Source organism: Thioclava sp. F34-6 (assembly GCF_002213235.1).
Classification (GTDB): Bacteria; Pseudomonadota; Alphaproteobacteria; order Rhodobacterales; family Rhodobacteraceae; genus Thioclava; species Thioclava nitratireducens.
In genome coordinates, this window is sequence record NZ_NBOA01000001.1 from 620,572 (window position 1) to 645,736 (window position 25,165).

The following is a 25,165-nucleotide window of genomic DNA, read 5'->3' on the forward strand; positions in this document are numbered from 1 at the left end:
GCTTGCAGCGTCCCGGCCCGCGCAGCATACTGCCGTGAAACGACAAAAGGCAGATCATGGCCAAGGACAAGAGCGACCCGCCGTTCGATATCCCCTTCGTGGGCGACATCACCCGCTACCTCGAGGAGGAAGCGCCGGATGTCGTGCGCGAGGCGATCGAGAAGGCGGGCAAGGATGACATGCTCTCGCCCTCCTACCCTTACGACGAGGAGATGAAGCGCAAGAAATACGACCGTCACATGGATGCGCTTCAGGTCGAACTGGTCAAGATGTTCTGGGACGCCAAGGAAACCGGCAAGCGGATCGCGGTGATCTTCGAAGGGCGCGACGCGGCAGGCAAAGGCGGCACGATCGGGCGGATGCGGCAGAACCTGAACCCGCGCTCGGCCTATGTCGTGGCGCTGCCGAAGCCCACCGAGACCGAAGCCACGCAATGGTATTTCCAGCGCTATGTCGACTGGCTTCCGGCCGCGGGCCAGATCGCGATGTTCGACCGCTCGTGGTACAACCGCGGCGTGGTGGAACATGTCTTCGGCTTCTGCACGCCCGAGCAGCGCGAGCATTTCTTCTGCCAGTTGCCCGATTTCGAGAAGATGCTGGTCGATGACGGGATCATCCTCGTGAAGCTCTGGCTCAACGTGGATCGCGCCGAACAGTTGCGCCGTTTTCTCAAGCGCGAGAAGGATCCGCTCAAACAGTGGAAGCTGAGCTGGATCGACGTCGAAGGGCTCAAGCGCTGGGACGCTTATTCCGACGCGATCCGGGAGACGCTGGCGCGCTCCGACAATGCGCATGCGCCCTGGACGGTAATCCGCTCGGACGACAAGAAACGCGCCCGGATCGCCGCGATCCAGACGGTGTTGAACGCGGTCGATTATGCGCATAAGGACCGCGACGCGATCGGCGAGATCGACGGTGAAATCTGCGGTGGCATCGACGTTCTGAATGTCTAAGCAAGGCTATCATCACGGCAACCTGCGTCAGGCGCTCGTAGCCTCCGCGCTGGAGCTGATCGAGGAGAAGGGCCCGACCGGCTTCACGCTCTCGGAAGCGGCGAAACGCGCAGGCGTGACCCCGGCTGCGGTCTATCGCCATTTCGAGGGGCGCGAGGACCTGATCGCGGAATGTGCGCGGCAGGGCTATCTGATCTTCGGCGACCTGCTGGATCACGCGTGGAACGGCGGCAAGCCTTCGGCGCTGGCGGCGTTCTCGGCGGTGGGGCGCGCCTATCTCGCCTTCGCGCGGAAATATCCCGGTCACTACATGGCGATGTTCGAAAGCGGCATATCGCCCAACCGCTCACCCGATCTTGCGGCGGTGGCGCGCAAATCCAGCGACGCGATGGAACGGGCGACGCGCGCCCTGATGGCGCATATGCCGCCGGAAAAGCGCCCGCCCGTCGCGATGGTCGCGGCGCATGTCTGGGCGATGAGCCACGGCGTCGTGGAGCTTTATTCCCGCGAGGGAAATCGCGCGCCCTATGCCCCCGAGGACCTTCTGGAAAGCGGCATCGGCGTCTATCTGCGCGGGCTGGGCCTGATCGCTCCGGATTGAGCGGCCTTGCGCGATCCCGCCGCGTCGCAGCATCATCCGGACAAAGAAAAACGGGCGGAGGTTTCCCCCCGCCCGTCGATATCAGACGATCCGTTCCAGATCAGAACTTGTAGGACGCGGTGAGGTTCAGCGTCGTGGTGTTCAGATCGTTGGTGGTGCCGTCGAAGTTGTTGCCCTTGCGGTAGTCGAGCTCGGTACCGACGGTCCACTTCGGGTTGATGGCATATTTCATGCCGACGCCAACCAGCGGAACGGTGTCGGAGTAGCTGGCGCCCGAATTGTCTTCAGCGTCGACGTAGGACGCACCGAGCGTGCCGTAGAACAGCATGTTGTTGTAAGGCGCACCGGCGATCATCTTGAGGTCGGTCATCGAGTTGACCTTCGCGCCGGTGGTGTTGTCGTCGATGTTCGCGGCGTTATAGGCAAGCTCGCCACCGAGGACATAGCCGCCGAAGTCGCGCAGGTAACCCGCGTGCAGACCGCCCACGACGCCGTCGCCATCGATCGACTGGTCAGCCTTGCCGTAGCCGAGTTGAGCACCGGCATAGAAGCCGTCCCAGCTGAACTGCGCGGGCGCGACCGCGACCGGGGCCGGGGTGACTTCCGGAGCCGGTGCCGGGGTGGTGTAGCCGCCCGCCATCGCGGCGGAGCCAGCGAGTGCCAGAATGCTCGACGTAACGATGATACGTTTCATGTTTCTCTCTCTCCTGTCTTGGGGGTTCATCCCCCGTTGAGACGTTTTGGATCAGATCCGTTGCCCGGACCTATGCTCATTCAATGCAACGTCAATCGGCTTGGTTCCGGCCATAGGCGGCAGGTTGCCGAAGCTGTCACAAGACGTGATCGGGGTGCCGGATGCTGCAGCCGCAAAATGCATTGGCAACACTGGACAAAGCGGCGGTTCCACTGGTTAATGAACACGCGTTCATTTCGAGGGAGTATCACATGGAGTTGAGCAAAATTCGCGCCATCATCACCGGCGGCGCTTCGGGGCTGGGGGCTGCGACCGCGCGGCACTTCGTTGAGTCGGGCGCGCAGGTGACGCTCTTCGACCGCGACCAGGCGGGCGGCGAGGCTTATGCGGCAGAGATCGGCGCGACCTTCGCCGAGGTCGACGTGACCTCCGAGGACAGCGTCGCCGCCGGGATCGCAGCCGCAGTAGACACGATGGGCGGCATCGATGTGGCGGTCAATTGCGCCGGTATCGCCACCGGCGAGCGCGTGGTCGGCCGCGACGGGCCGCACCGGCTCGAGAGCTTCGCGCGCACGATCGACATCAACCTCGTGGGCAGCTTCAACGTCGCCCGCCTCGCCGCCGCCGAGATGGCCCGCAACCCGGGCCCCGAGCGTGGCGTGATCATCAACACTGCCTCCATCGCGGCTTTCGACGGCCAGAAGGGCCAGGCAGCCTATGCGGCGTCAAAAGGCGGAATCGTCGCGATGACCCTGCCCCTCGCCCGCGATCTGGCCAGCCAGGGCGTCCGTTGCTGCGCCATCGCGCCGGGCATTTTCGCCACGCCGATGATGAAGGGCCTGCCGCAGGAGGTGCAGGACAGCCTCGCCGCCGAAGTCACCTTCCCGAAGCGGCTCGGTGATCCCTCGGAATACGCCAAACTTGCCGGTTTCATCGTCCAGAGCGGCTATCTGAACGGCGAAGTGATCCGCCTCGACGGGGCGCTCCGGATGCGTTGACCTCACGTTTATGACGGCTTTGCGAAGGATCTGAAAAAATCCTCGAAAAACGGGTTGCAAGGGCGCGCGAGGGCGGCTAAATCCCGCCCTACGAAACGACCCCTGATGCGGAGAGGTGGCAGAGTGGTCGAATGCGGCGGTCTCGAAAACCGTTGTCGGTGAGAGCCGACCCAGGGTTCGAATCCCTGTCTCTCCGCCACTTTCCCCGGCGAATGAATGTGGGGAAAATATCCAAGAAAATCAGCGTTTAGCTAGCGTAGCTCGGCGCGTGTCCCAGCTCTTTCGGTGAATTTGCCATGCCAGCGGAGCGCTTGCCCTTTTCCCGGCTTCCGAATTTTGGCAAACAGCCGCCCCCTGCGGAAAGTCAGAGGCTCCCGGACCGAAGCCAGTCGCCGCGCCGGGAGTATTGTTCCCGGCGGCAGACGCGGCGCGTCGTCCTCTGACGAAAGAAACCGATCCCTCCAAAACCGATTCTCACCGGAGTGTGACAAAACATTGCTCTCAGATGACGGTTTTGTGCACAAATTTTGTGCAGCCACCCCGAAAAATCCACCTCTGAGCTGTGAACCCGCAGAGGTTTCGCAATTTGCGCTTGCCGCCTGAGTCTCACGCTGCAAATTTGTTTCCACATCGGAACAACCCGAACGGCAATTGCGCCTCGCTTTGACACCGCTTTCCTGCGGCAAGTCAGCGGGGCGTTTTGCGTTTTGGATCAGGGGTGCTGCGGGAGCGGATATGAAGAAACGGATCGAACTTGGCCTGCTATATTCCCGCTCGGGGAGCTATTCTCTGATTTCAGAGGCTTGCCGGACCGGGGCGCTGAGCGCGATTGCAGAGATCAACGCGATGCCCGATTTCCCGCTCACCTTTGCTCCGGTCGAGCGCGACCCAGAGGGCAACATCGACGCCTACGGTCCGCTCTGCGAGGAAATTCTGCGAGACAGCGAGGCCCGCCACGTGATCGGCTGCGTCACGTCGTGGAGCCGCAAGGAAGTGATCCCGACGCTGGAGAAAGCGGGCGGTACGCTCTGGTACGCGGTGCCCTACGAAGGGTTCGAAGCCTCCGATCATGTCGTCTACACCCATGCCTGCCCGAACCAGCACCTGCTGCCAATGCTCGGCTGGGCCTTCGCCCGGCTGGGACGGCGGGGCTTTCTGACCGGCTCGAATTACATCTGGGGCTGGGAGATGAACCGGCTCGCCCGAGACGTGATCTCGACCGCTAGCGGCGAGGTTCTGGGCGAACGTTACCTGCCGCTCGGCTCGCTTGATGTCGACCGGATGATTGCTGAAATTCGCGCGACCCGGCCCGATTTCATTCTCAACAACCTGATCGGCCCGTCGCAATACGCCTTCCTCGAAGCCTATCACAGGCTCGGTCAGGAGGACGCCCATTTCCGGCCCGAGACCTGCCCGATCCTCTCATGCAATCTGACCGAATGCGAATTGCCCGCGATCCATCCGGGCGCGGCCGAGGGGCTCGTGGCCGCCGGGCCGTATTTCCGCGGCGCGACCGGTTGGCCGCAGGCGCAGCGCAATTTCGGCTCCTCGCATGAAGCGGCCGCGTGGTCCTCGGTCTATCGTCTCGCGCTTCTGCTCTCGGGGCATGAAGACGCCCCGGACCAGAGCCTCGCACAACTCTTGCACGATGCGCCGCAGGGTACCGAGGGCATCGACGCCTCGACCCACCATACCGCCCTGCCCGTCCTGATCGCGCAGGTCGAGAACGGCGCTTTCACCGTTCGCGAGCGGTTCGAAGCCGTCGCGGGCGACCCCTATCTCGCACGGGGTCGCAACGCGGTCTCGCCCGGCGCGCCCCGACTGAAGGTGGTGTCATGAAGCGCAAGATCCGCATCCCCGATCTCGGTGGCGCCCGCGCCTATATCCTGCATCGCCCGCACGCGACCGTGCAGGCGCTCGAGCGGCAGTTGCGCGCGATCGGCCTGACGGTCGTGCATTGCTGGCCCGAACTTCCGGCGGAAGCGCTGTCGGGCGATTTCGTCTTCTTCGACGCGGATCAGGGCTATGACGAGCAATTCCCGTGGAAGCCGGGGCAAAGCCCGATGCCGATGATCGCGCTGATCGGGACCGAAGCGCCGGGCCGGATCGAATGGTCGCTGGAAGCCGGTGCCCATGCGCAGCTCCTCAAACCGGTGGGCGATGGCGGGGTCTATTCAGCGCTGCTGATCGCGCGGCTCGGTTTCGAGGCGCGGGCGCAGCTTTCGGCGGAGATCGCGGATCTGCGTCGCCGCCTCGACGAGCGCCAGACGGTGGTGCGGGCGGTCACTCTGCTGGCCGCGCGGGGAAAGAGTGAGGCGGAGGCCTATGACCAGCTCCGCCAGATGGCGATGGCCTGGCGCGTGAGTTTCGAGGATGCCGCGCGCCGCATCGTCGCCAACCATGACGAACAAAGGAAGACCGATGACCGACGCGACCTTGGCTGAGGGACCGGCCCGACCGCAAAGCGCCTTGCGCCGCCTGATGCGCCGCAAGCTCGCCCTTCTGGGCTTTGCGATCATCGCGATCGTAACGCTTGGCGCGATCTTCGCGCCGTGGATCGCGCCATTCGAGCCGCAGGACCAGATGTTCGACGGGCTGACGCTGGAAGGCGCCCCCATGCCGCCGGGCGAAAAGTTCTGGCTCGGCACCGACCTTCTCGGCCGCGACCTGTTCTCGCGCATCCTTTACGGCGCGCGGACCTCGCTGATCATCGGCGTCGTCGCGAACGGCCTTGCGCTGATTATCGGCACGCTGATCGGCGTGACGGCAGGCTATTTCCGCGGCTGGATCGGTGCGGTGCTGATGCGCTTCACCGACCTGATGATGGCCTTCCCGGCGCTGCTGCTGGCGATCTGCCTCGCCGCTATCTTCACGCCGTCGCTGTGGATCGTCGCGATGGTGATCGCGCTGGTGAACTGGGTGCAGACGGCGCGCGTGGTCTTCACCGAGACCTCCGCGCTGGCCGAGCGTGAATTCGTCGCCGCCGAGCGGACCCTCGGCGCGGGCACCGTGCGCATCCTGTTCCGCCACATCCTGCCGCATCTGGTGCCGATGATCATCGTCTGGGGCACGCTGGGGATTTCGACCACGGTGCTGCTGGAGGCGACGCTGAGCTATCTCGGCGTGGGGGTTCAGCCGCCGACGCCGAGCTGGGGCAACATCATCTTCGAGAACCAGACCTATTTCCAGGCGGCCCCTTGGCTCGTCTTCATCCCGGGCGCCGCGATCCTGCTGCTGGCGCTGTCCTTCAACCTCGTGGGCGACGCATTGCGCGACGTGCTCGACCCGACGCAGAGAGGGCGTGACTGATGCTGGCCTATCTGATCCGACGCCTGATCCAGGCTGCCCTGATCCTTCTCGGCGTTTCCTTGATCACATTCTTCCTGCTCTTCGTGCTGCCGGCCGACCCGGTGCGTCAGATCGCGGGCCGCTCGGCCACGCCCGAAACGGTTGCCAATATCCGCCACCAGCTGGGCCTCGATCAGCCCTTCATCGTGCAATACTGGCGCTACCTGACCGGGTTGTTCCAGGGCGATATGGGCCGCAGCTACCTGCAGAAGACCGAGGTCGCGACGCTGGTCGCCGCGCGTCTGCCCGCGACGCTCCTGCTGATGCTGGGCGCGATCGTCGCCGAACTGATCATGGGGCTCACGCTGGGCATCGTCGCCGCGATCCGCCGCGGCGGCGCGCTCGACCAGTCGCTGATGATCACTTCGTTCGTCGCGGTCTCGGCGCCGCAATTCGTGGTCGGCCTGCTTCTGCTCTATGTATTCGCGGTCAAGCTGAGCTGGTTCCCGATCGGCGGCTACGGCAGCTTCTCGAACCTCGTGCTGCCGGCGCTGACCCTCGGGATCATGGGCTCGGGCTGGTACAGCCGGATGATGCGCTCCTCGATGATCGACGTGCTGCGCTCGGACTATATCCGTACCGCCCGCGCCAAGGGGCTGCGGCGCTTCCGGGTGCTGGCACTGCACGCGATGCCGAACGCCATCCTGCCGATCATCGCGATGATCGGGATCGATATCGGCATCTTCATGTCCGGCATCGTCGTCGTGGAAAGCGTCTTTGGCTGGCCCGGCATCGGGCAGCTCGCCTGGCAGGCGATCCAGCGCGTCGACATCCCGATCATCATGGGCGTCACGCTCGTATCCGCCTGCGCGATCGTGCTGGGCAACCTGCTGGCCGACCTGATCACACCTTTCATCGATCCGCGCATCAAGCTGCGCTGATCGCAACCAGAGCCCCGGAGGAACCGGGCCCCTCGACTAACGTCCAACGGAGAAAGAGAGACAAAATGAGCTTGATGAGAAAGATGCTCGTGACGAGCACCCTCGCGGTGTCGCTGGGCTTCGGCAGCTTTGCCGCGGCGGCGGACTACACCCCCGACCCGAACGCCAAGGAAGGCGGCGATATCGTCATCACCTACAAGGATGACGTGGCCACGCTGGACCCGGCGATCGGTTATGACTGGCAGAACTGGTCGATGATCAAATCAATCTTCGACGGGCTGATGGATTACGTTCCCGGCACCACCGAGCTGCGCCCCGGCCTCGCCGAGAGCTACGAGATCTCGGATGACGGCACGGTCTTCACCTTCCACCTGCGCAAGGGCGTAAAGTTCCACAACGGTCGCGAAATGACCGCCGAAGACGTGAAATACTCGCTCGACCGCGTGACCACGCCCGCGACCCAGTCGCCCGGCGCAGGCTTCTTCGGCTCGATCAAGGGCTATGACGCGATGGCGGACGGCTCGGCCACGAGCCTCGAAGGCGTGACCGTCGTCGATCCCTACACCGTCAAGATCGAGCTGTCGCGCGCCGACGCGACCTTCCTGCACGTGATGGCGCTGAACTTCGCCTCGGTCGTGCCGAAGGAAGCGGTCGACGAATACGGCACCGATTTCGGCAAGCATCCCGTCGGCACCGGCGCGTTCAAGCTCGCCGACTGGACGATCGGCCAGCAGCTCGTGTTCCAGAAGAACGCCGATTACTGGCGCGAGGGCATCCCCTATCTCGACACCATCACCTTCGAGGTCGGCCAAGAGCCGATCGTGGCCCTGCTGCGCCTGCAGAAGGGTGAGGTGGACGTGCCCGGCGATGGCATCCCGCCGGCGAAGTTCAACGAGGTGATGAACAATCCCGACGAGGCCAAACGCGTCGTCATGGGCGGCCAGCTGCATACCGGTTACATCACGCTGAACACCCAGATGGCGCCCTTCGACAAGGTCGAGGTGCGTCGGGCGATGAACATGGCGATCAACAAGGATCGCATCGTGCAGATGATCAACGGTCGCGCCACGCCCGCGAACCAGCCGCTGCCGCCGTCGATGCCGGGCTATACCAAGGATTACGAAGGCTACCCCTTCGATCAGGAAAAGGCCAAGCAGATGCTCGCGGATGCGGGCTATCCCGACGGGTTCGAGACCGAGCTCTACGTGATGAACACCGACCCGAACCCGCGCATCGCCCAGGCGATCCAGCAGGACCTGTCGCAGATCGGCGTGAAGGTCGACATCAAGGCGCTGGCGCAGGCCAACGTGATCGAAGCGGGCGGCACGCCGAAAACCGCGCCGATGATCTGGTCGGGCGGCATGGCGTGGATCGCCGACTTCCCCGATCCGTCCAACTTCTACGGGCCGATCCTGGGTTGCGCGGGTGCGGTCGAGGGCGGCTGGAACTGGTCGTGGTACTGCAACAAGGAACTCGACGCGATGGCGACCGAGGCGGACTCGATCACCGACCCGGCCAAGCAGGACGAACGCCTGCAGAAATGGTCCGACGTCTACATGAAGGTCATGGAAGACGCGCCGTGGGTGCCGGTGTTCAACGAGAACCGCTACACCATGAAGTCGAGCCGTATGGGCGGCGAAGATGCGCTCTATGTCGACCCGGTCTCGATCCCCGTGAACTACGATTACGTGTACGTGACGGAGTAAGCGCGCATGTGCAAAGCCTGTGACTATACGATCCACGGCGCACAGCACCATTTCGGCTGGGACAACTCGCTTGTCCCGGCCGAGACGGTGGCCCCGGGATCGACCATCGAATTCCATTGCCACGACAGCTCGGCCGGACAGCTCGGACCGTCCTCGACCGTGGAAGACGTCAAGACGCTCGATTTCGGCAAGATCAACCCGGTCTCCGGCCCGATCTATGTCGAAGGCGCGAAGCCCGGTGACGTGCTAAAGGTCACCATCGACAGCTTCACCCCGCGCGAGCAGGAAGGCTCCGCCTGGGGTTGGACCGCCAACATTCCGGGCTTCGGCCTGCTGGCGGATCAGTTCGAGGATCCGGCGCTGACGATCTGGAAATACGACGCTGGCTCGCCCGACAAGGCGCTTTGGGGCAGCGAAGGCAAGGTGGGTCTCAAACCGTTTTGCGGCACGATCGGCGTCGCCCCGGCAGAAGCCGGCCCGCATTCCATCGTCCCGCCGCGCCGCGTGGGCGGGAATCTCGACATTCGCGATCTGGCGGCGGGCACCACGCTCTACCTGCCGGTCGAGGTCGAGGGCGCGCTGTTCTCCGTGGGCGACACCCATGCCGCCCAAGGCGATGGCGAGGTCTGCGGCACCGCGATCGAAAGCCCGATGAACTGCGTGCTCAGCTTCGACCTGATCAAGAACGAGACGCTGAAATTCCCGCGCTTCACCACGCCGGGGCCGGTCACGCGCCACCTCGACACGGCGGGCTACGAGGTCACGACGGGCATCGGCCCGGACCTGATGTCGGGCGCGCGCGATGCGGTCTCGGGCATGATCGACCTTCTGTGCACACAGCGCGGCATGTCGGCGGTCGACGCCTATATGCTGGTTTCGACCTGTGGCGATCTGCGCATCTCCGAGATCGTCGATATGCCCAACTGGGTCGTCAGCTTCTACTTCCCGAGAAACGTGTTCGAATGATCGAGATGCAACAAACGAAAGCCGGGGCCGTCATGGCCCCGGAGACCGCCCAGCCGGTGCTCGCCGTCGAAGGTCTCACGATCTCGGTGCGCTCGGAGGGGCGCGAGCGCGCGTTGGTCAGCGATCTGAGCTTCACGCTCGCACGCGGCGAGACCATCGCCATCGCGGGCGAGAGCGGGTCGGGCAAGTCGCTGACCTCTCTGGCCATCATGGGTCTGTTGCCGCCCCCTGCCCTTCGGGTCAGTTCCGGCGCCATCCGCTTCCATGACGAAGACCTGACGCGCCTGCCCGAGGGCCGGATGCGCGCCATTCGCGGCAACCGCATCGCGATGATCTTCCAGGAGCCGATGACCTCGCTCAACCCGGTGCTGACGATCGGCTTGCAACTCTCCGAAGCGATCCGCGCGCATGAGCCGGTCTCGAAGCCAGAGGCTCGGACCCGTGCGCTTGAGGCACTGCGGCGTGTGCGCATCTCCGAACCCGAGCGTCGCATGACGCAATATCCGCACGAGCTGTCCGGCGGCATGCGGCAGCGCGTGATGATCGCGATGGCGCTGGCGCTGCGCCCCGACGTGTTGATCGCCGATGAGCCCACGACCGCGCTCGACGTGACGGTGCAGCGCGAGGTGCTCGATCTGCTGCGCGATCTGCAGGACGAGATGGGAACGGCGATCATCCTGATCACCCACGACATGGGCGTCGTCGCCGAGATGGCCGAGCGGGTCATCGTCATGAAGCAGGGTCAGGCGGTCGAGACCGGCCCTGTCTCGCAGATTTTCACCGCCCCGCGCGAGGCCTATACGCAGGACCTGCTGGCCGCGGTACCGCGCATGGGCGACGGCAGCGGCGCTGCGGGCGCGTCCCCGGATGCCAAACCCGTGGCGCGGTTGCGCGACGTGAAGGTGCATTTCGACATACGCGGCGGTATCCTGTCGCAGGTCACGCACCGAGTGCACGCGGTCGAAGGTGTAAGCTTCGACATCATGGAGGGCGAGACCTTCTCGCTCGTGGGTGAAAGCGGCTGCGGCAAATCCACCATCGCGAAGGCGCTGACCGGCCTCGTGCCGCATCAGGGCCGCATCGAGGTCGCAGGCCACACGATGGGCAGTTTGAGCGGCGCGAAGATGAAGGAGATGCGCCGCGACGTGCAGATCGTTTTTCAGGACCCGATGGCCGCGCTAGATCCGCGGATGCGGGTGGGCGATCTGGTAGCCGAGCCGCTGGTGATCCATGGCATCGGTACGCCCGAGGAGCAACGCGAGAAGGTCGCGGCGCTGTTCGAACGCGTCGGCCTCACCCGCGATCAGCTCGACCGCTATCCGCACGAGTTCTCGGGCGGCCAGCGCCAACGAATCTGCATCGCCCGCGCGCTTGCGCTGCAGCCCAAACTGATCGTGGCGGATGAAAGCGTCTCGGCGCTGGATGTGTCGGTGCAGGCACGGGTGCTGGACCTGCTCGAGGCACTGAAGCGCGAGTTCGGCATCGCGTACCTGTTCATCAGCCATGACATGGCCGTGGTCGAGAACATATCGGACCGGATCGCGGTGATGTATATGGGGCAGATCGTGGAGATGGGCACGCGGGCGCAGATCTTCGGCGCACCGCAGCACCCCTACACGAAGCGCCTGATGGCCGCCGTGCCGATCCCCGACCCCGACAAGGTGCGCGAACCCATTCCGCGCCTCTCCGGCGAGGTTCCCAGCCCGGTCTACAAGCTGGGCACCGGCCCGCAGCGGCTCACGCTGCGCGACGTTGGCGACGGACACCTGGTGGCGGATGGTGATCTCCCCGCGATGCCCTCCGACACCGCGGCCGAATAAGCGCGAACAGCCAACAGATAAACGAAAACACCGCGGCGCTGTTCGGCGCCGCGGTGTTCTATTTGGCAGATCGGTGGCGTTCGTTCCCGAAGCGGCTTTACGTCTCGACGCCGATCCGTTCGTGGCGAAGCGTCGCCTCCGTAGCTTTCGCATGGCTGGCGATCTCTTCCATCGGTGCGAACCAGACGTCGCGCGTCGCCACGGCGCGTTCCAGCAGCCGTTCCATCTCGCGCCAGCGCGCCAACCGGCCCGTCAGGAACGGGTGGAGCACCGGCATCCAGAACCCGCCTGCCTCGTGCATCGCGTCGAACTCCTCGGCGAAGGCGCGGATGCCATCGGAGGGCGCACGGATCGGCATCAGGTAGTCGATCTCGCCGAAATGCGCGAAGGGCGGCCAGTCATCGGTGCCCCAATGCGGCGGCATCTCGATCAGGCTGCCTTTCGGGGTTTCGACGCGGTAGGGCAACTCGTCGGCCATCATCGAGCTGTCATAGAGAAACCCGTGCTCGATCAACCGGTTCAGCATCGCGGGCGTGAAGGAATAGACCGGCGCGCGATAGCCGCGCGGCTTGCGGCCCGTCATCGAGACATGAACCTCCAGCGCGCGCTCGAACAGCTCCGCCTCGCGTTCGTCGGAATGTTCCATGGGGTCTTCGTGCATCCACGAATGGTGCCCGATTTCGTGCCCTGCCTTCAGGATCGCCTCGACCGTCGCGGGATAATTCTGCATCACCCAGGCGGGCATGAAGAAGGTCTGCGTGAGGCCCAGACGGCGATAGGTCTCGAGGATGCGCGGCACCGCGACCGTCGGCCCGTAGCGACCCATCGAAATCGGCTGCAGGCGCAGCTCGGCATCGTCAGGACGGGCGGTGCGGATCAACGAATCCGCGTCGATATCGAAGGTCACGCAGGCGGCGCAGCGCTTGCCCTCGGGCCAGGTGATCGGGTTGAGAAACATGTCACTCTCCGCTCAGGAAGGATCGGCGGACACCGGGAGCGTCACCGAGAACAGCGCCACGATATCGTTGCGCAGCCAGGTCTCGATATCGTCCCGGCGCGCGGCGTCGGTGGAAATGAACTGGATGAAACGGGCGTTCTGCAGCTGGAACAGCGCGCGGCCCAGGTGGAGCGGGTTGAGATCGGCACTGAGCCGGCCGTCCCGCTGCATCGCCTCGATCCGGCGCACCAGCACCGAGGCAAGCTGTTCGTCGAGCTTGAAATAGGCCTTCGACAGCTGCGTGCCCGCCTCGATCGTGACCGCAGCGATGACCTGACGCCAGATTTCCTTCTCCAGCGTCTGCATCGCGTGTTCCATGATCTCATGCGCGAAGGCGAGCGTCAGCTCGACGAGATCGGCCTCTTTCCCGGGCAACCTGGCGTCGAGCCGTTCCAAGAGCTGCTTGTCGCTCTCGATGACCAGCGCGAGCAGCACCCCCGCCTTGGTTCCGTAGTAGTTGTGGACAGTCACCCCCGAGACGCCCGCGGCGACCGCGATCGCCTCGATCGTGGTCTTGTCATAGCCCTTTTCGCGAAAAAGCTCTTTGGCCGATGTCACGATGCGGTTGCGACGGTCTTTTTTTTGTTGGGCGCGCAGGTTGCTCACAAGGTCCTCCTAGGGTTGCGAACAGTTGTCTGCGATGGCTCGTTTTTGGTCAAGACAAATTTTTTATTGCATAAAAGTTTTTATCTCATAAAGTTTTCTTCACAAGATCAAGAATCCATACCAACAGCGAGGTCCGCTTATGCGCTCCGTTCTCAAAATCGCCGCCGCCTCCGCGGTCGCCCTCTCCGCGGGCAGCCTCTCCGCTGCCGCCGCTGAAACCGTCAATGTCGGGGTCTGCGTCTCCTGGCCGGGCTATGCCATGCTCGAAGTCGCCAAGGAGCAGAACCTGATCCCCGATTACGATCTCAACATCACGATCTTCGAAGATCCGCTGGGCGGGCATGCCGCCCTCGCCGCGGGTCAGATCGACGTCTATGGTTGCACCGCCGATTACACGCCGCTGGTCGTGGATCGCGGCACCGACGTGGTGAACGTGGCTCAGCTCAACCCCTCCTACGGGGTCGATCACGTCATCCTCGCACCGGACACCGAGCCCACCGACCTGCCGGGCAAGAAGGTCGCGGCCCCGCAGGCCTATATCGGCCAGCTGCTGATGGGGATCTGGCTCGATTCCGAGGGCATCACTCCCGATCAGGTGGAATGGGTGAACCTCAACGCCGATGAAGCCGTCGGTCCGATGATGTCGGGCGACCTGTCCGCCGCCTACATGTACGAGCCGTGGATTTCCAAGGTGCTCGAGGCGAAACCGGGCGCGCGCTCCATCGTCGACACCTCCGATCCGGAAATGCTCAAGACCGGGATCTTCATGGACGCGCTCTACATGAACAAGAAGTTCATCGCCGATAACCGCGAGGCGGCGCTGGCGGTACTGAAGGCGCGCTGGGATGGTCTGGCCTACTGGAACCAGCATACCGAAGAGGCCAACAAGATGATCGCCTCCTTCCTGCAATGGCCCGCCGAGGATGTCGGCTACGTTATCGGCACCAACGGCAAGTCCTTCGAGGGCGGCATCTACATGATGGATTTCGACGAGTCTGCCCGGCTCTGCGGCGTGCTCGACGGCGAAGGCCCGCTTGGCATGGCCAACGGCTCGATGGTCGACTCGATCGCGATGACCAATGACTGGTGGATCAAACTCGGCCTGATGGAAAACAAGGTCGATGCGTCGAAGGGCGTCGACTGCTCGCTGATGGGCGATCTGGTCAAGTCCGGCTACCGCCAGAGCCTGACCGCACACTAACACACGCGGGAAGCGCCACGTCCCGGCGCTTCCCTTCCCCCAAGCCGGAGCATCTGCCTTGAGCGCCCGACCCACTCCCTTTCTCCAGCTGCGCAAGCCCGTGAACCGCCGTCAGAAGCTGCTTTCCGCGCTCGCCGTCTGGGTGCTGTTCTTCGGCATCTGGATCGTCGCCTCGGCCAGCGGTCTGGTGAACCCGCTTCTCGTCCCAGCCCCGCATCAGGTCTTCGCGACCACCTTCGATCTGTTCTTTAGTCGCGGGTTCAGCAGCGATGTCCTGATCTCCATCAGCCGCGTGCTGATCGCCTTCGCGCTGGCCAGCGCCGTGGCGGTGCCGCTGGGCGTGATGATGGGCTCCTTCCCCGCGATCGAGGCGTTCTTCGCCCCCTTCGTCTCCGCCTGGCGCTATCTGCCCGCGCCGTCCTTCATCCCGATCCTGCTAATGTGGTTCGGCACCGGCGAGGCCCCTAAACTGGCGCTGCTGTTCCTCGGGGTGATCTTCTTCCTGATCACGCTGATCATGGATCACACCAAGAACGTCCGCGAGGAACTCGTCGAGACTGCCCTCACGCTAGGCGCACCGCGCCGCAAGGTCGTGGCCCGCGTGATCTTCCCCGCCGTTCTGCCCGATATCGTGACCGCGATGCGCCAGATGCTGGCGATGACCTGGACCTATCTGGTGATCGCCGAGATCGTCGCCTCCACCACCGGCATCGGCGCGATGATGATGCGCGCGCGACGTTTCCTGAAGACCGATGAAATCCTGTCGGGGATCATCGTGATCGGGGTGCTGGGCCTGCTGTTCGACCTCGCCTTCTCCGCCCTGCATCGCTGGGCCTTCCCTTATCTGAGAAAGAGCTGAGCATGGCTGCCGAAACCGCATTGGAAATCCGCGAAATCACGAAGGAATTCGAGCTGTCGGGCGGGCGCAAGCTGGTCGCCGTCGAGGGCGCGGGCTTCACCGTCGAACGCAACTCTATCTGCGTCCTTCTCGGCCCGTCGGGCTGCGGGAAATCGACGATCCTGCGCATGATCGCGGGGCTCGAGACCCCGAGCGGCGGCGAGATCGTCATCGGCGGCCGTCGCGTAGAGGGACCGGGCCGCGACCGGGGCATGGTCTTTCAGGCCTATACCTCCTTCGACTGGCTGACGGTGCGCAAGAATGTCGAGTTCGGGATGCAGATCAACGGCGTCCCGGCCGCCGAGCGCCGCGAACGCGCGGAGCGATTCATCAATCTCGTAGGCCTCGGGAAATTCGCCGAAGCCTACCCGTCGCAACTCTCGGGCGGGATGCGTCAGCGCGTCGCCATCGCGCGCACGCTCGCCAATGACCCCGAGGTCTTGCTGATGGACGAGCCGTTCGGCGCACTCGATGCCGAGACCCGTTGGCTGATGCAGGAGCTGATGATCGACGTCGCTGAGAAGACCAACACGACGATGGTGATCGTCACCCACGATCTGGAGGAGGCGATTTTCCTCGCCGACAAGATCGTCTTTCTCTCGAGCCATCCGGGCCGGGTGAAAGAGGTGATCGTGCCCGAATTCAAGCAGGGCGCGCGGATCGCCGACAAGGAAAAAGCCGTGAAACTGGAAGGCTACTCCGACCTGGAGGGGCATCTGATGCGGCTGATGAGAGAGGAAGGACGCGGCAAGGAATGAGTGTGACATTCGACTTCACCGGAAAGACCGTTCTGGTCACCGGCGCATCGAGCGGGATCGGCTATGGCATCGCCGAAGGGTTTGCCCGCGCCGGCGCCGACCTGATCATTCTGTCAGAGACCGACGCGATCTATGAGGCCGCCGAGAGCCTGCCCGGCAAGGTCCGCGCGATCCGCTGCGACATCGCCGAGGCGGAGATGGTGACCGAGGCGCTGGCCGATATCAAACGCGTCGATGTGCTGGTGAACAATGCAGGGCTCGAGCGCCCCACGCCGCTCACCGGCGACAATCCCACGGGCAACGCGATGTTCGAGCGGATCGTGGCGATCAACGTAACCGGCACGCAGAACGTGACCGACGCGCTGATCTCGCGCATTCCCGAGGGCGGGCGCATCGTGATCACCGCCTCGATCTGGGCGCGCACCGCCGTACCGGGCTTCTCGGCCTACGTCGCCAGCAAACACGCCCTTCTGGGGCTGACCCGGACATGGGCGCAGGAGCTGGGCCCCCGCGGCATCCGCGTCAACGCGATCTGCCCCGGCTGGGTGAAAACCGGGCCGGCGGCCAATTCGCTGCGGGAGCTGGCGGAGTCCAGCGGGCGCAGCGAGGCCGAGGTCGAGGCCGAGATCATGGCCGCGCAAGCCATCGACGGGCTGATGGTGCCCGCCGACATGGCCGATCCGTATATGTTCCTCGCGTCCGAGGCTGGCGCGAATATCACCGGTCAGGCGCTCAACGTCGACCGCGGCGAGGTCATGTCATGAGCCTCGACGGTAAAGTCGCACTGGTCACCGGCGGCTCGCGCGGGATCGGGCGCGCAATCTCGCTGGCGCTGGCTGCACAAGGCGCAAAAGTCGCGTTCTGCCATCCCGACGATGCGCAGGCGTGCGAAACGCTCGCCGAACTTCAAAAGCTGACCGAGGCGGAATCCCTGCCCGCCGACGTCTCCGACGAGGCGCAGGTCGAGGGGATGTTCGACGCCGTCAAGTCGCGGTTCGGGCGGGTCGACATCCTCGTGAACAACGCGGGGATCCTGCGCGAAAGCCCGATTGCCGAGACGAAGATAGACGAGTTCGACCGCGTGATCGCGGTGAACCTGCGCGGCACATTCCTCGCCGCCCGTGCCTTCGTGCGCAGGGCCGAGGAAGGCCGGATCATCAATATCGCGAGCGATCTGGGTTTTCTCGGGCGCGAGGAAATGTCCGCCTATACCGCCTCTAAGGGCGGGATCATCGCGCTCACCCGGACACTCGCGCGCGAACTGGCACCGAAAATCCTTGTCAACGCCATCGCGCCGGGCTCGATCGAGACCGACATGACGAGCCCCGCCTCGATGAGCCCCGAACAGCTGGCAATCGACATGGCGACGCCCCTCGCCCGGTTCGGCCAGCCCGAGGATATCGCCGCGATGGCCTGCTATCTCGCGGGCCCGCAGAGCAATTTCATCACCGGTCAATGCTTCGGCGTGAACGGTGGCAGCGTCATGACCTGACAGGAGCGACCCCATGTCCAGCGATCCCTTTTTCCACCCCGTTTCCGGCTTCGATCTGCCCCGCTTCGCGGGCGTGCCGACCTTCATGCGCCTGCCGCATGTGCCGCTCGACGATCCGCGCCTGAGCGACGTGCAGATCGGTCTGATCGGCAGCCCGTGGGACTCCGGCACCACCAACCGTCCCGGCCCGCGCCACGGCCCGCGCCAGTTGCGCGATCTTTCGACGATGATCCGGGCGCAGAACGGCGCGACCGGCGTGCGCCCCTTCGAGATGGTCAACTGCGCCGATCTCGGCGATGTCGCCCCGAACCCCGCCGACATTCAGGACGCGATGGACCGGATCACCCGGTTTTTCGAGACGGTCCGCGAGCATGGAATCCGCCCGCTCACCGCAGGCGGCGACCACCTCAATTCGCTGCCGATCCTGCGCGCGTTGGGCACGCCCGAGCCGCTCGGCATGGTACATTTCGACAGCCATACCGACCTGTTCCACAGCTATTTCGGCGGCACCATGTACACGCACGGCACGCCCTTCCGCCGCGCCATCGAAGAAGAGCTGCTCGACCCGAAACGCGTGGTGCAGATCGGTATTCGCGGCTCCACCTATGATAGCGAAGATCGCGATTTTGCCGACAGCGTAGGCGTGCGCGTGATCCCGATCGAGGAGTTCCACGCCCGCGGCGTCGAGGATGTGATGACCGAGGCACGCGAGATCGTCGGATCCAAGCCCACCTATCTCTCCTACGATATCGACTTCATCGACCCGGCTTTCGCGCCCGGCACGGGCACGCCGGAAGTGGGCGGCCCGAATTCCTATCAGGCGTTGCAGGTGATCCGTCTGCTCGACGGGGTGGATATCGTGGGCGCCGATCTCGTCGAGGTCTCCCCGCCCTTCGACCCTTCCGGCGCAACCGCCTTCCTCGGCGTCTCGGTAATGTTCGAGATCCTGTGCCAGATGGCCGTGACCATGACGCGCGGGTAACCGCGACCGCCCCCATCCTGCCCTGTCCTGTCCCGGCATTTCGCAGGCCGCCCTTCACATTCCGGAGGACGGTCTGCGATGATCGCGGGACCGGCTCACCCCACCCAGCGCATCGCGTTCGCGCGGGTGCGATAAACCGGGGTCATATTGTTGGCGAGGCTCGCAGCGAGGTCGAGATCGGCGCTCAGCAAACTGGCGACCTCCTGCAGCGCGAGGCCGAGATAGCGCGCGATCTCCTGTGGAGAGAGGCCGAGATCGCGCAACGCCGAGACCTCCAATGTGCGGTCCGGTCCCGTTTTCCGAAGCCGCACTCCGGTCGGGCCGGCCGTGTCGTCCGGTCTGGCGCGCGCGCCCGGCAGCGGCCACGGAACGGTCTCCGGCGCGAGGCCATCGTCCCGCGCCCTTCGCGGCTGCGGCAGAAGGTCAGAACTGTTCTCGGGGGTGATCCAACGAAACATCCGCACACTCCTTCGAGCTTGGCTATGACGCCTCCCAGCTAAAACCAATCCGGCCAGCCGCGCCATTGACCACCGTCAATGCGAAACCCGCAAACCCTCTCGGACGGTCTGTCTGGGCGGGGTTTCGCCCATTTCTCGCAGAGGTTTGCGACAGGCGCGAGACAGGGTCACAGTTGCGCGAAAAAAATTTGGTCAAAGCGCCGGAGAGTTTGGCCGCCCCGGCCCCTGGGTGCGTCAAACGTGACGAAGGGCCATCGTCCGACGCGCGATGTCGATGTTTTCACATCGGAAATCACACGACAACGATGACCCTTCGATCGATGGAGCTCTCCGTGTCGGGGCGGACCGGCCACCGGGCCGCAGCGCGCAGCGTATCCGTATGGCGATCTCCGTATCGACTCCTCGCATCGATTTCGGAAGTCTGCGCGCGATCCGCGCGGCCTGCATTGACCAGCGACAATCGCGCGGCAGGTGCCTTCATTCCTGCAAGGTGGCGACATGCTCCGCGATCGCCAGCACCCGGCCCCGGATCACCGCCTCGGTTCCGAAACGCCCGACCAACGGCTCCAGCTCGTTGCGGAACAGCGCGCCGAAGACCGGCATCGGCCCGCCATGCCCGCGCACTTCCGTCCGCCCGTCGAGGATCTGGATAACCTTGAGCAGCGGGAACGTCCCGTCGTTGGCCGCAGACAACCCGGTCAGCGCGGGAATGTCCTGAATGAAGGCCTCTGCGAGCGGGCCGTCACCCTGCCCCTTCATGCCGTGACAGGCGGCACAATTGTCCGCATAAAGCTGCGCGCCCATCTCGTCGGACGTCATGGCGTCCTGAGCCGCGAGCGGTCCCGCCGCGCCGATCAAGACGAGAGCGAGCAGGAAAGGTCGAACCTGAGTCATTTGATATCCTCCCATATCGGTGGCCCAGCTTTCCCGCGGCGCGGTGCCGCGGCATTGTCCGCCGTCAATTCGGAGGCGCTGGCGGGGCGCGCCTGGTCCTACGCGCAGATAGCCGAGCCCCGCACCGGCGCCCTCGCTACGCCGCGATTGACGCCCGATAATGGCGCCTGCTCCGCGCTGGGGCATCATTTGGCATTCGCGGAAGGCTCGGGGTGACCTCGCTCGGTCGCCCCGGTCGAAGAGCATTTCGCGAATCCCGTCGGCCACCATGCGCCCCTCCCCGAGGCGTGGCCGGCGGGACCGAATTCATCGGCGTGGCGGTTTTTCTCCGCCGCCCTCCATCCCCCATGCTCCGCGCAACAATATTGCGCACAACGCCACTCAAATTGCATAAATTAACATTTCTCTACAATTCACCGCCTGACAGATGCCCTCCGACACGGCAAGATTCCTCTCGTCACGCAGGTGACCGTTGCCCGCGAACTGCCACCGACCGGGCGACCCAAGGGGGAGGGAAACATGTCAAGTATTCAGCCGATACGGCCGCAATTCGATGCGAAATGCGACGACTGCACGGCGCGCCAGACAGGGCTCTGCAGCGCTTTCGATCGTGACGCGCTACTCGATTTCGCCCGGCGCAGCTACCGCGAAACCTATCGCCAAGGGGCCGAGATCGCGGCACAGGGCGAAGCGGCGGACCGGATCGGGATCGTCGCATCCGGGCTCGTGAAACTCGTCGTTCTGACCGAAGGCGGCGACGAACACGTTCTGCAGATTCTGCGCACGGGCCACCTGATCGGCGACCCCGAACGCGAGGTGAACGGGTTCTCGAGCGAGGCCGCCACCGAGACCACCATCTGCTGGATGCCGCGCCAGACCTGGCACGGTTTTCTGCAGTCACATCCGCAAATCTTCCGGGGCTTCCTGTCGGCGCTGAACCGCCAATTCGAAGAATTGCAGATGAGCGTGGTGAAGATGCGCGGGCGCAGTACGGTGCAGCGGCTCGCGCTCTGGCTCGTGGAGCAGTTGCCCGGCGCGACCGAGGGCAGCACGCCGCAAATCCGCATCGTGCTGACCCGGCGCGATCTGGCCTCGCTGTTGGACATGACAGTGGAGACCCTGTGCCGCGCGCTGCACCAGATCGAGGAGCGCGGCGCGATCCGCCTGCTTGCGCCCGATCATCTCGCCGTCACCGATCTCGGGCGGTTGCGGCGACTTGCCAAGTTCCAGAACGAGCGGATCGGCGCGGCCCTTGCAGAACCCGCTCCCGCGCCGCGCCTGTCGGACTTCGACCGAGGGGCGATGGGCGGGAAAGCCGCGGCCATGCGTAGCGGCGCGGGACAAGCGCCCAAAGGCTCGCTGGCTGCCGCGTTTCCCGGGACGCGGCGCTAGGCAACCGCCCCGGGCCAAGGCGGGTTTCGCCACGCGCGCATTGATCTCCATCAATGCACGCGCCTGCCCCTGCGGCAAAGCTCGGGGAGCCGACATCAACTCCGGAGGAGGCTCCGATGCCCAGCTCGACCGACGCGACCGCGTACACCAATGCGGGCTACGCCGAACTGCTGAAACGCCTGCTTCCACCCGACGGACCGGACCCTGCGCTGCTTGGCCCCTTCGTCGCGATGCAGATGCAGGCGGCGGATCGGACATTGCAGTTCAACCAGGAATGGCTGCGCTTCACCACCGATCGGATCACCTGTGACCGCGCCCTGCTCGCCAATCTCGCCAATCCCGGCGATCCGGCGGCCATCGCCGCCGCGTGGTCGGAATTCGTCTCGGGCGCGATCGACGACTATTCCGCGCTCTATCGCCGCCTCTGGGGACAGGTCGCCGAGGAAATGACGGCGGCTGTGTTCGACACGCAAAAACAGGCGCAGGAACTTTTCGTGACCTCACTGCGGGTCGCGGGCTCCGGAGAGAAGCGTCACGCGACGCCCGTATGAGAGCCCGCGGCAGCGGTTGGCGCGGCACGGGACGCGTGGTGCCAAGCGCGCAAGGAGTGGCGTCGATGGCAAATTCCGAAGAGTGCAGGCCCGACCCGAGACCGGGCCACGGCGCTGCGGCGCTCGCCGAGGATCTGGAGGGCGTGATCGATCTGATACCGGTTCCGGTCGCGGTGTTCGACACCGAGATGCGGTTCGTCGCGGCTTCGGCGGCGTTTCTGGCGGCCTACGGGGGCGATATCGCACATGCCGTCGGGTCGGACCATGACGCGTTGCTGCCTAGGTTACCCGCAGCCTGCCGCGACGCGCGCGGCAAAGCGCTGGCGGGCGAAACCGTGCAGTGCGACGAGAGCCGCACGATTTGTCCCGACGGCCGCGAGGCGTGGACCCGCTGGACCGTCGCACCGCTGCGCCGCGCAGGACAAGTCGCGGGGATCATCCTGATCATCGAGGACATCAGCGCCGAAAAGGAATTTCAACAGCTGACGGACCTGCGCGCGGAAGAGATCATCGAGGCGATGAAAGCCGCGGGAATTGCGTTCTTCGAGATGGATTTCGACCGCGACACGCTCGTCGCGACGGAGCCCGCCCGGCAACTCCTTGAGACGCAGGAGGTGCCCGACAGCTTCGACACGTGGATTGCCCTCGCCGCGCCCGAGGATCGTGTGCGCCTGAAAGAGGCGCATCGCGCGGCGATCGATCCCACGGGCAGCCGGAAATTCTCCATCGAGTTCAAGCTCGCCCGCAGCGCCGAGCCCAAGGTGATCGAATTGCGCGGGAACATCCGCTTCGACGAGAGCGCCGACCCGCCCCGCCCGGTCGGCGCTATCGGCGCAATCCTCGACCGGACCGAGCGCGCTCGGATCGCGGCGGCGATGGTGCGCGGGCAGCGGATGGAAACCGTAGGCCGGATGGCGGGGCTGATCGCGCATGATTTCAATAATCTTCTGACCGTCATCCTGTCCAATCTGGAGCTGGCGGCGCGCACCGAGATGGCCGATCTCGCGCGCGGGCATCTCGAACGCGCCATCGACGCGACGCGGATCGGCGCGGGGTTCAACCAGCGGCTGCTGGCGCTCGCGGGGGCGCGGACGCCCAAACCGGTGCGCTTCGGCCTCGATGCGCAGCTCGCAGAGACATGGACGCTTCTCGAGCGGGTGCTCGGAGAGCAGGTGCATCTGCGTCTCTTGCCGGGCGCGGATCGAGGCCAGATCTACATGGATCGCGGGGAACTGGACGGGGCACTGCTCAATCTCGTCATCAATGCCCGCGATGCGATTTCGGCGGCTGGCACCATCACGATCCGGACCGGCAGCGCGCAGCTCGACGTGCAGCAGGCAGGCGAAATCGAAGGCGCGCACCCGGGCAGGTTCCTGACGGTTAGCGTGAGCGATACCGGCCACGGCATGACGCCGGATGTGCGGCGGCAGGCGCTCGATCCGTTCTTCACCACCAAGGATGCGCGGGTCGGGAACGGGCTCGGGCTGACGAGCGTCGCGAGTTCGGTGGCGCGGGCGGGCGGTTTTCTCGACATCGACAGCGCCCCCGGTGAGGGCACGACGATCACGCTCTATCTTCCCGAGGTCGACGGGGATCCCATGCTTGCCGCAGCCGAAGATCGCGACGCGCTGCGGATGGGTGACGGTCAGCTCGTGCTCGTGGTCGAGGACGATCCGCTGGTGCGCGAGACGGTTCTCGACCGGCTGGAAGCCTTGGGATACGCGGTGATCGAGGCCGGGAATGCGCATCAGGCGCTGGAGCAGATCGAGGCGGGCGAGCCGGTGGATCTGCTGTTTTCCGACGTCGTCCTGCCCGGCAGTTGCTCGGGCTTCGACCTGGTCGATCGGGTGCGCGCCCGAGACCCCCGATTGCCGGTGCTTCTGACTTCGGGGCATGCATCGGAGAAATTCGCCGGGCGTCCGAAGGTCGAGCAAGAGATCGAATTGCTCACGAAACCCTATTCGCTCTCGACATTGAGCGCAGCCGTCGCGCGCGCGCTTAACCCCGACGCGCCTCCTGGTTGATCTGCCCGGTGAAGACATAGCCCACGCCGCGCACCGAGCGGATCATCCGGGGCGACGCGTCTCCCGGTTCGATCTTGCGCCGCAGCCGGGCGATATGGGTGTCGATGGTGCGGTCGTAGGGCGACCAGTCGCGCCCGTGCAGAGCCCGGTTGATATCGTCGCGCGAGAGCACCTGCGCCGGGCGGCTGAGGAACAGCTCGAGCAGTTTCGTCTCGGTTCCGGTCAGGTCCTCGCGGCGCCCGTCGCGATGCTCGATCACACCCCGACGCAGGTCGATGCTGCTGTGATCGATATGGAGCCGGTCGACCGGCACGGCCCGCGTCCGGTATCCCTCGAGCACGCGGCGGATGCGGATCACCACTTCGCGCGCGGCAAAGGGTTTGACGATATAGTCGTCCGCCCCCGCCTCCAGCCCGCGTACCCGGTCTAACGGCTGACCATATCCCGTGATGAAGACGACCGGAATGTTTCTGCGCCCGCGCAGAACCCGGGCCAAGGCAAACCCGTCATCGGCGCCGAGCCCCAGATCGAGCGTCACGAGGTCGATGCCGCCCGTTTCGATCTCGCGCAACATGCCGGCCGCGTCTTGCGCCTCGCGCACCGCCCAGCCTTCCGCCTCGAGACACTCCCGCAGCGCCGCACGCACGGCGGCATCATCTTCGACGATAAGAATTGTCTGCCGTTCCACAGGCGCCTCCTCCGAAGGTACGCCATGATCCCTTCGCCCTGCCGGTTCTGTCTTTGACCGTGATCAAGCGACGAAACGGGGCGCGGGCAATTAACCTTGAGCGCCGCGTGATCATCGGCCCCTCGCCAAAGCCGTTGAGCCGGTCGGAGCCCTGGCGCGAGACATCTCGGAAAATAACCGGTTGGACGGGACGCGAGTATACGGACGTCGTGTGCGGTGGAACTCGGCCCCAGAATGCGCAGCGCGCGCTTCCGATG

25 protein-coding genes and 1 tRNA gene are annotated in these 25,165 nt (G+C 64.9%); 20 read left to right on the forward strand and 6 right to left on the reverse strand.

All coding sequences use genetic code 11. The features are described from left to right. Window positions 1-56 precede the first annotated feature (56 nt). Together ppk2 and B6V72_RS02795 are read left to right on the forward strand one after the other, a co-directional pair. The gene (gene ppk2 / locus B6V72_RS02790) at window positions 57-953 is read left to right on the forward strand and encodes a polyphosphate kinase 2 (protein WP_088734560.1); all 897 of its coding nucleotides are present in this window, start codon (window positions 57-59) and stop codon (window positions 951-953) included. Then, the gene (locus tag B6V72_RS02795; protein WP_075776547.1) at window positions 946-1,554 is read left to right on the forward strand and encodes a TetR/AcrR family transcriptional regulator; all 609 of its coding nucleotides are present in this window, start codon (window positions 946-948) and stop codon (window positions 1,552-1,554) included. Before ppk2 ends, B6V72_RS02795 begins: the two co-directional genes overlap by 8 nt. Before the next feature lie 100 nt (window positions 1,555-1,654). Here B6V72_RS02795 and B6V72_RS02800 read toward each other — a convergent pair whose 3' ends face one another. Beyond that, window positions 1,655-2,248 carry an outer membrane beta-barrel protein gene (locus B6V72_RS02800; RefSeq protein ID WP_158275150.1) on the reverse strand — a complete coding sequence of 198 codons (594 nt, stop codon included), beginning with the start codon at window positions 2,246-2,248 and terminating at the stop codon, window positions 1,655-1,657. A 251-nt stretch (window positions 2,249-2,499) separates the two neighbouring features. Here B6V72_RS02800 and B6V72_RS02805 point away from each other — a divergent pair, with 251 nt between their 5' ends. The 9 genes from B6V72_RS02805 to B6V72_RS02845 all read left to right on the forward strand — a co-directional run bounded on the left by B6V72_RS02805 (window position 2,500) and on the right by B6V72_RS02845 (window position 11,967). Then, window positions 2,500-3,246: an SDR family NAD(P)-dependent oxidoreductase gene (locus B6V72_RS02805; RefSeq protein ID WP_088734562.1), complete on the forward strand. Its 747-nt coding sequence runs from the start codon at window positions 2,500-2,502 to the stop codon at window positions 3,244-3,246. Between the two features lie 109 nt (window positions 3,247-3,355). Next, window positions 3,356-3,445: transfer RNA gene (locus B6V72_RS02810), tRNA-Ser, on the forward strand. Between the two features lie 536 nt (window positions 3,446-3,981). Continuing rightward, window positions 3,982-5,085 (forward strand): transporter substrate-binding protein, encoded by a 1,104-nt coding sequence (locus B6V72_RS02815; RefSeq protein WP_088734564.1) that lies wholly within the window; start codon window positions 3,982-3,984, stop codon window positions 5,083-5,085. Beyond that, window positions 5,082-5,690 (forward strand): ANTAR domain-containing protein, encoded by a 609-nt coding sequence (locus tag B6V72_RS02820; protein ID WP_075776566.1) that lies wholly within the window; start codon window positions 5,082-5,084, stop codon window positions 5,688-5,690. Before B6V72_RS02815 ends, B6V72_RS02820 begins: the two co-directional genes overlap by 4 nt. After that, on the forward strand, window positions 5,668-6,555 hold the full coding sequence (locus B6V72_RS02825) for an ABC transporter permease (RefSeq protein ID WP_075776567.1): 888 nt from the start codon (window positions 5,668-5,670) through the stop codon (window positions 6,553-6,555). The genes B6V72_RS02820 and B6V72_RS02825 overlap by 23 nt, the downstream gene beginning before the upstream one ends. After that, window positions 6,555-7,475 (forward strand): ABC transporter permease, encoded by a 921-nt coding sequence (locus B6V72_RS02830; protein WP_088734566.1) that lies wholly within the window; start codon window positions 6,555-6,557, stop codon window positions 7,473-7,475. The genes B6V72_RS02825 and B6V72_RS02830 overlap by 1 nt, the downstream gene beginning before the upstream one ends. A 74-nt stretch (window positions 7,476-7,549) precedes the next feature. Beyond that, a complete protein-coding gene (locus tag B6V72_RS02835) occupies window positions 7,550-9,181 on the forward strand; it encodes an ABC transporter substrate-binding protein (protein WP_075776625.1) in 1,632 nt (543 codons plus the stop codon). A 6-nt stretch (window positions 9,182-9,187) separates the two neighbouring features. Next, on the forward strand, window positions 9,188-10,147 hold the full coding sequence (locus B6V72_RS02840) for an acetamidase/formamidase family protein (protein ID WP_088734568.1): 960 nt from the start codon (window positions 9,188-9,190) through the stop codon (window positions 10,145-10,147). Continuing rightward, on the forward strand, window positions 10,144-11,967 hold the full coding sequence (locus B6V72_RS02845; protein WP_346394062.1) for an ABC transporter ATP-binding protein: 1,824 nt from the start codon (window positions 10,144-10,146) through the stop codon (window positions 11,965-11,967). The genes B6V72_RS02840 and B6V72_RS02845 overlap by 4 nt, the downstream gene beginning before the upstream one ends. 97 nt (window positions 11,968-12,064) lie before the next feature. Here the strand turns inward: B6V72_RS02845 and B6V72_RS02850 are convergent, their stop codons facing one another. Further along, complete coding sequence (locus tag B6V72_RS02850; protein ID WP_088734570.1) at window positions 12,065-12,925, reverse strand: polysaccharide deacetylase; 861 nt, start codon at window positions 12,923-12,925, stop codon at window positions 12,065-12,067. A 12-nt stretch (window positions 12,926-12,937) separates the two neighbouring features. Further along, window positions 12,938-13,570 (reverse strand): TetR/AcrR family transcriptional regulator, encoded by a 633-nt coding sequence (locus B6V72_RS02855; RefSeq protein ID WP_088734572.1) that lies wholly within the window; start codon window positions 13,568-13,570, stop codon window positions 12,938-12,940. Between the two features lie 139 nt (window positions 13,571-13,709). On the opposite strand from B6V72_RS02855, the gene B6V72_RS02860 reads away from it, so the two are divergent. The 6 genes from B6V72_RS02860 to B6V72_RS02885 are packed head-to-tail and all read left to right on the forward strand — an operon-like array spanning window position 13,710 to window position 18,901. After that, window positions 13,710-14,771 carry an ABC transporter substrate-binding protein gene (locus tag B6V72_RS02860; RefSeq protein ID WP_088734574.1) on the forward strand — a complete coding sequence of 354 codons (1,062 nt, stop codon included), beginning with the start codon at window positions 13,710-13,712 and terminating at the stop codon, window positions 14,769-14,771. Window positions 14,772-14,829: 58 nt separating this feature from the next. Next, window positions 14,830-15,630: an ABC transporter permease gene (locus tag B6V72_RS02865; protein WP_077701206.1), complete on the forward strand. Its 801-nt coding sequence runs from the start codon at window positions 14,830-14,832 to the stop codon at window positions 15,628-15,630. Between the two features lie 2 nt (window positions 15,631-15,632). Further along, complete coding sequence (locus B6V72_RS02870) at window positions 15,633-16,427, forward strand: ABC transporter ATP-binding protein (RefSeq protein ID WP_075776572.1); 795 nt, start codon at window positions 15,633-15,635, stop codon at window positions 16,425-16,427. Then, window positions 16,424-17,191, forward strand: coding sequence for an SDR family oxidoreductase (locus tag B6V72_RS02875; RefSeq protein ID WP_206185764.1), 768 nt, complete (start codon window positions 16,424-16,426; stop codon window positions 17,189-17,191). Before B6V72_RS02870 ends, B6V72_RS02875 begins: the two co-directional genes overlap by 4 nt. Next, on the forward strand, window positions 17,188-17,919 hold the full coding sequence (locus B6V72_RS02880; RefSeq protein ID WP_088734576.1) for a 3-oxoacyl-ACP reductase family protein: 732 nt from the start codon (window positions 17,188-17,190) through the stop codon (window positions 17,917-17,919). The genes B6V72_RS02875 and B6V72_RS02880 overlap by 4 nt, the downstream gene beginning before the upstream one ends. 13 nt (window positions 17,920-17,932) lie before the next feature. Then, window positions 17,933-18,901 (forward strand): agmatinase, encoded by a 969-nt coding sequence (locus tag B6V72_RS02885; protein ID WP_088734578.1) that lies wholly within the window; start codon window positions 17,933-17,935, stop codon window positions 18,899-18,901. 95 nt (window positions 18,902-18,996) lie between these two features. Here the strand turns inward: B6V72_RS02885 and B6V72_RS02890 are convergent, their stop codons facing one another. Further along, window positions 18,997-19,359 (reverse strand): hypothetical protein, encoded by a 363-nt coding sequence (locus B6V72_RS02890; RefSeq protein ID WP_088734580.1) that lies wholly within the window; start codon window positions 19,357-19,359, stop codon window positions 18,997-18,999. A 477-nt stretch (window positions 19,360-19,836) separates the two neighbouring features. Next, complete coding sequence (locus B6V72_RS02895; RefSeq protein ID WP_075776577.1) at window positions 19,837-20,253, reverse strand: cytochrome c; 417 nt, start codon at window positions 20,251-20,253, stop codon at window positions 19,837-19,839. A gap of 519 nt (window positions 20,254-20,772) precedes the next feature. On the opposite strand from B6V72_RS02895, the gene B6V72_RS02900 reads away from it, so the two are divergent. The 3 genes from B6V72_RS02900 (at window position 20,773) to B6V72_RS02910 (ending at window position 24,220) form a co-directional block, all read left to right on the forward strand. Then, window positions 20,773-21,645 carry a Crp/Fnr family transcriptional regulator gene (locus B6V72_RS02900; RefSeq protein ID WP_088718713.1) on the forward strand — a complete coding sequence of 291 codons (873 nt, stop codon included), beginning with the start codon at window positions 20,773-20,775 and terminating at the stop codon, window positions 21,643-21,645. 116 nt (window positions 21,646-21,761) lie between these two features. After that, a complete protein-coding gene (locus tag B6V72_RS02905; RefSeq protein ID WP_075776579.1) occupies window positions 21,762-22,196 on the forward strand; it encodes a hypothetical protein in 435 nt (144 codons plus the stop codon). A 65-nt stretch (window positions 22,197-22,261) separates the two neighbouring features. After that, window positions 22,262-24,220 (forward strand): PAS domain-containing sensor histidine kinase, encoded by a 1,959-nt coding sequence (locus tag B6V72_RS02910; protein WP_168172998.1) that lies wholly within the window; start codon window positions 22,262-22,264, stop codon window positions 24,218-24,220. Here B6V72_RS02910 and B6V72_RS02915 read toward each other — a convergent pair. Next, the gene (locus B6V72_RS02915) at window positions 24,195-24,908 is read right to left on the reverse strand and encodes a response regulator transcription factor (RefSeq protein ID WP_088718716.1); all 714 of its coding nucleotides are present in this window, start codon (window positions 24,906-24,908) and stop codon (window positions 24,195-24,197) included. The genes B6V72_RS02910 and B6V72_RS02915 overlap by 26 nt on opposite strands. Between the last annotated feature and the right edge of the window lie 257 nt (window positions 24,909-25,165).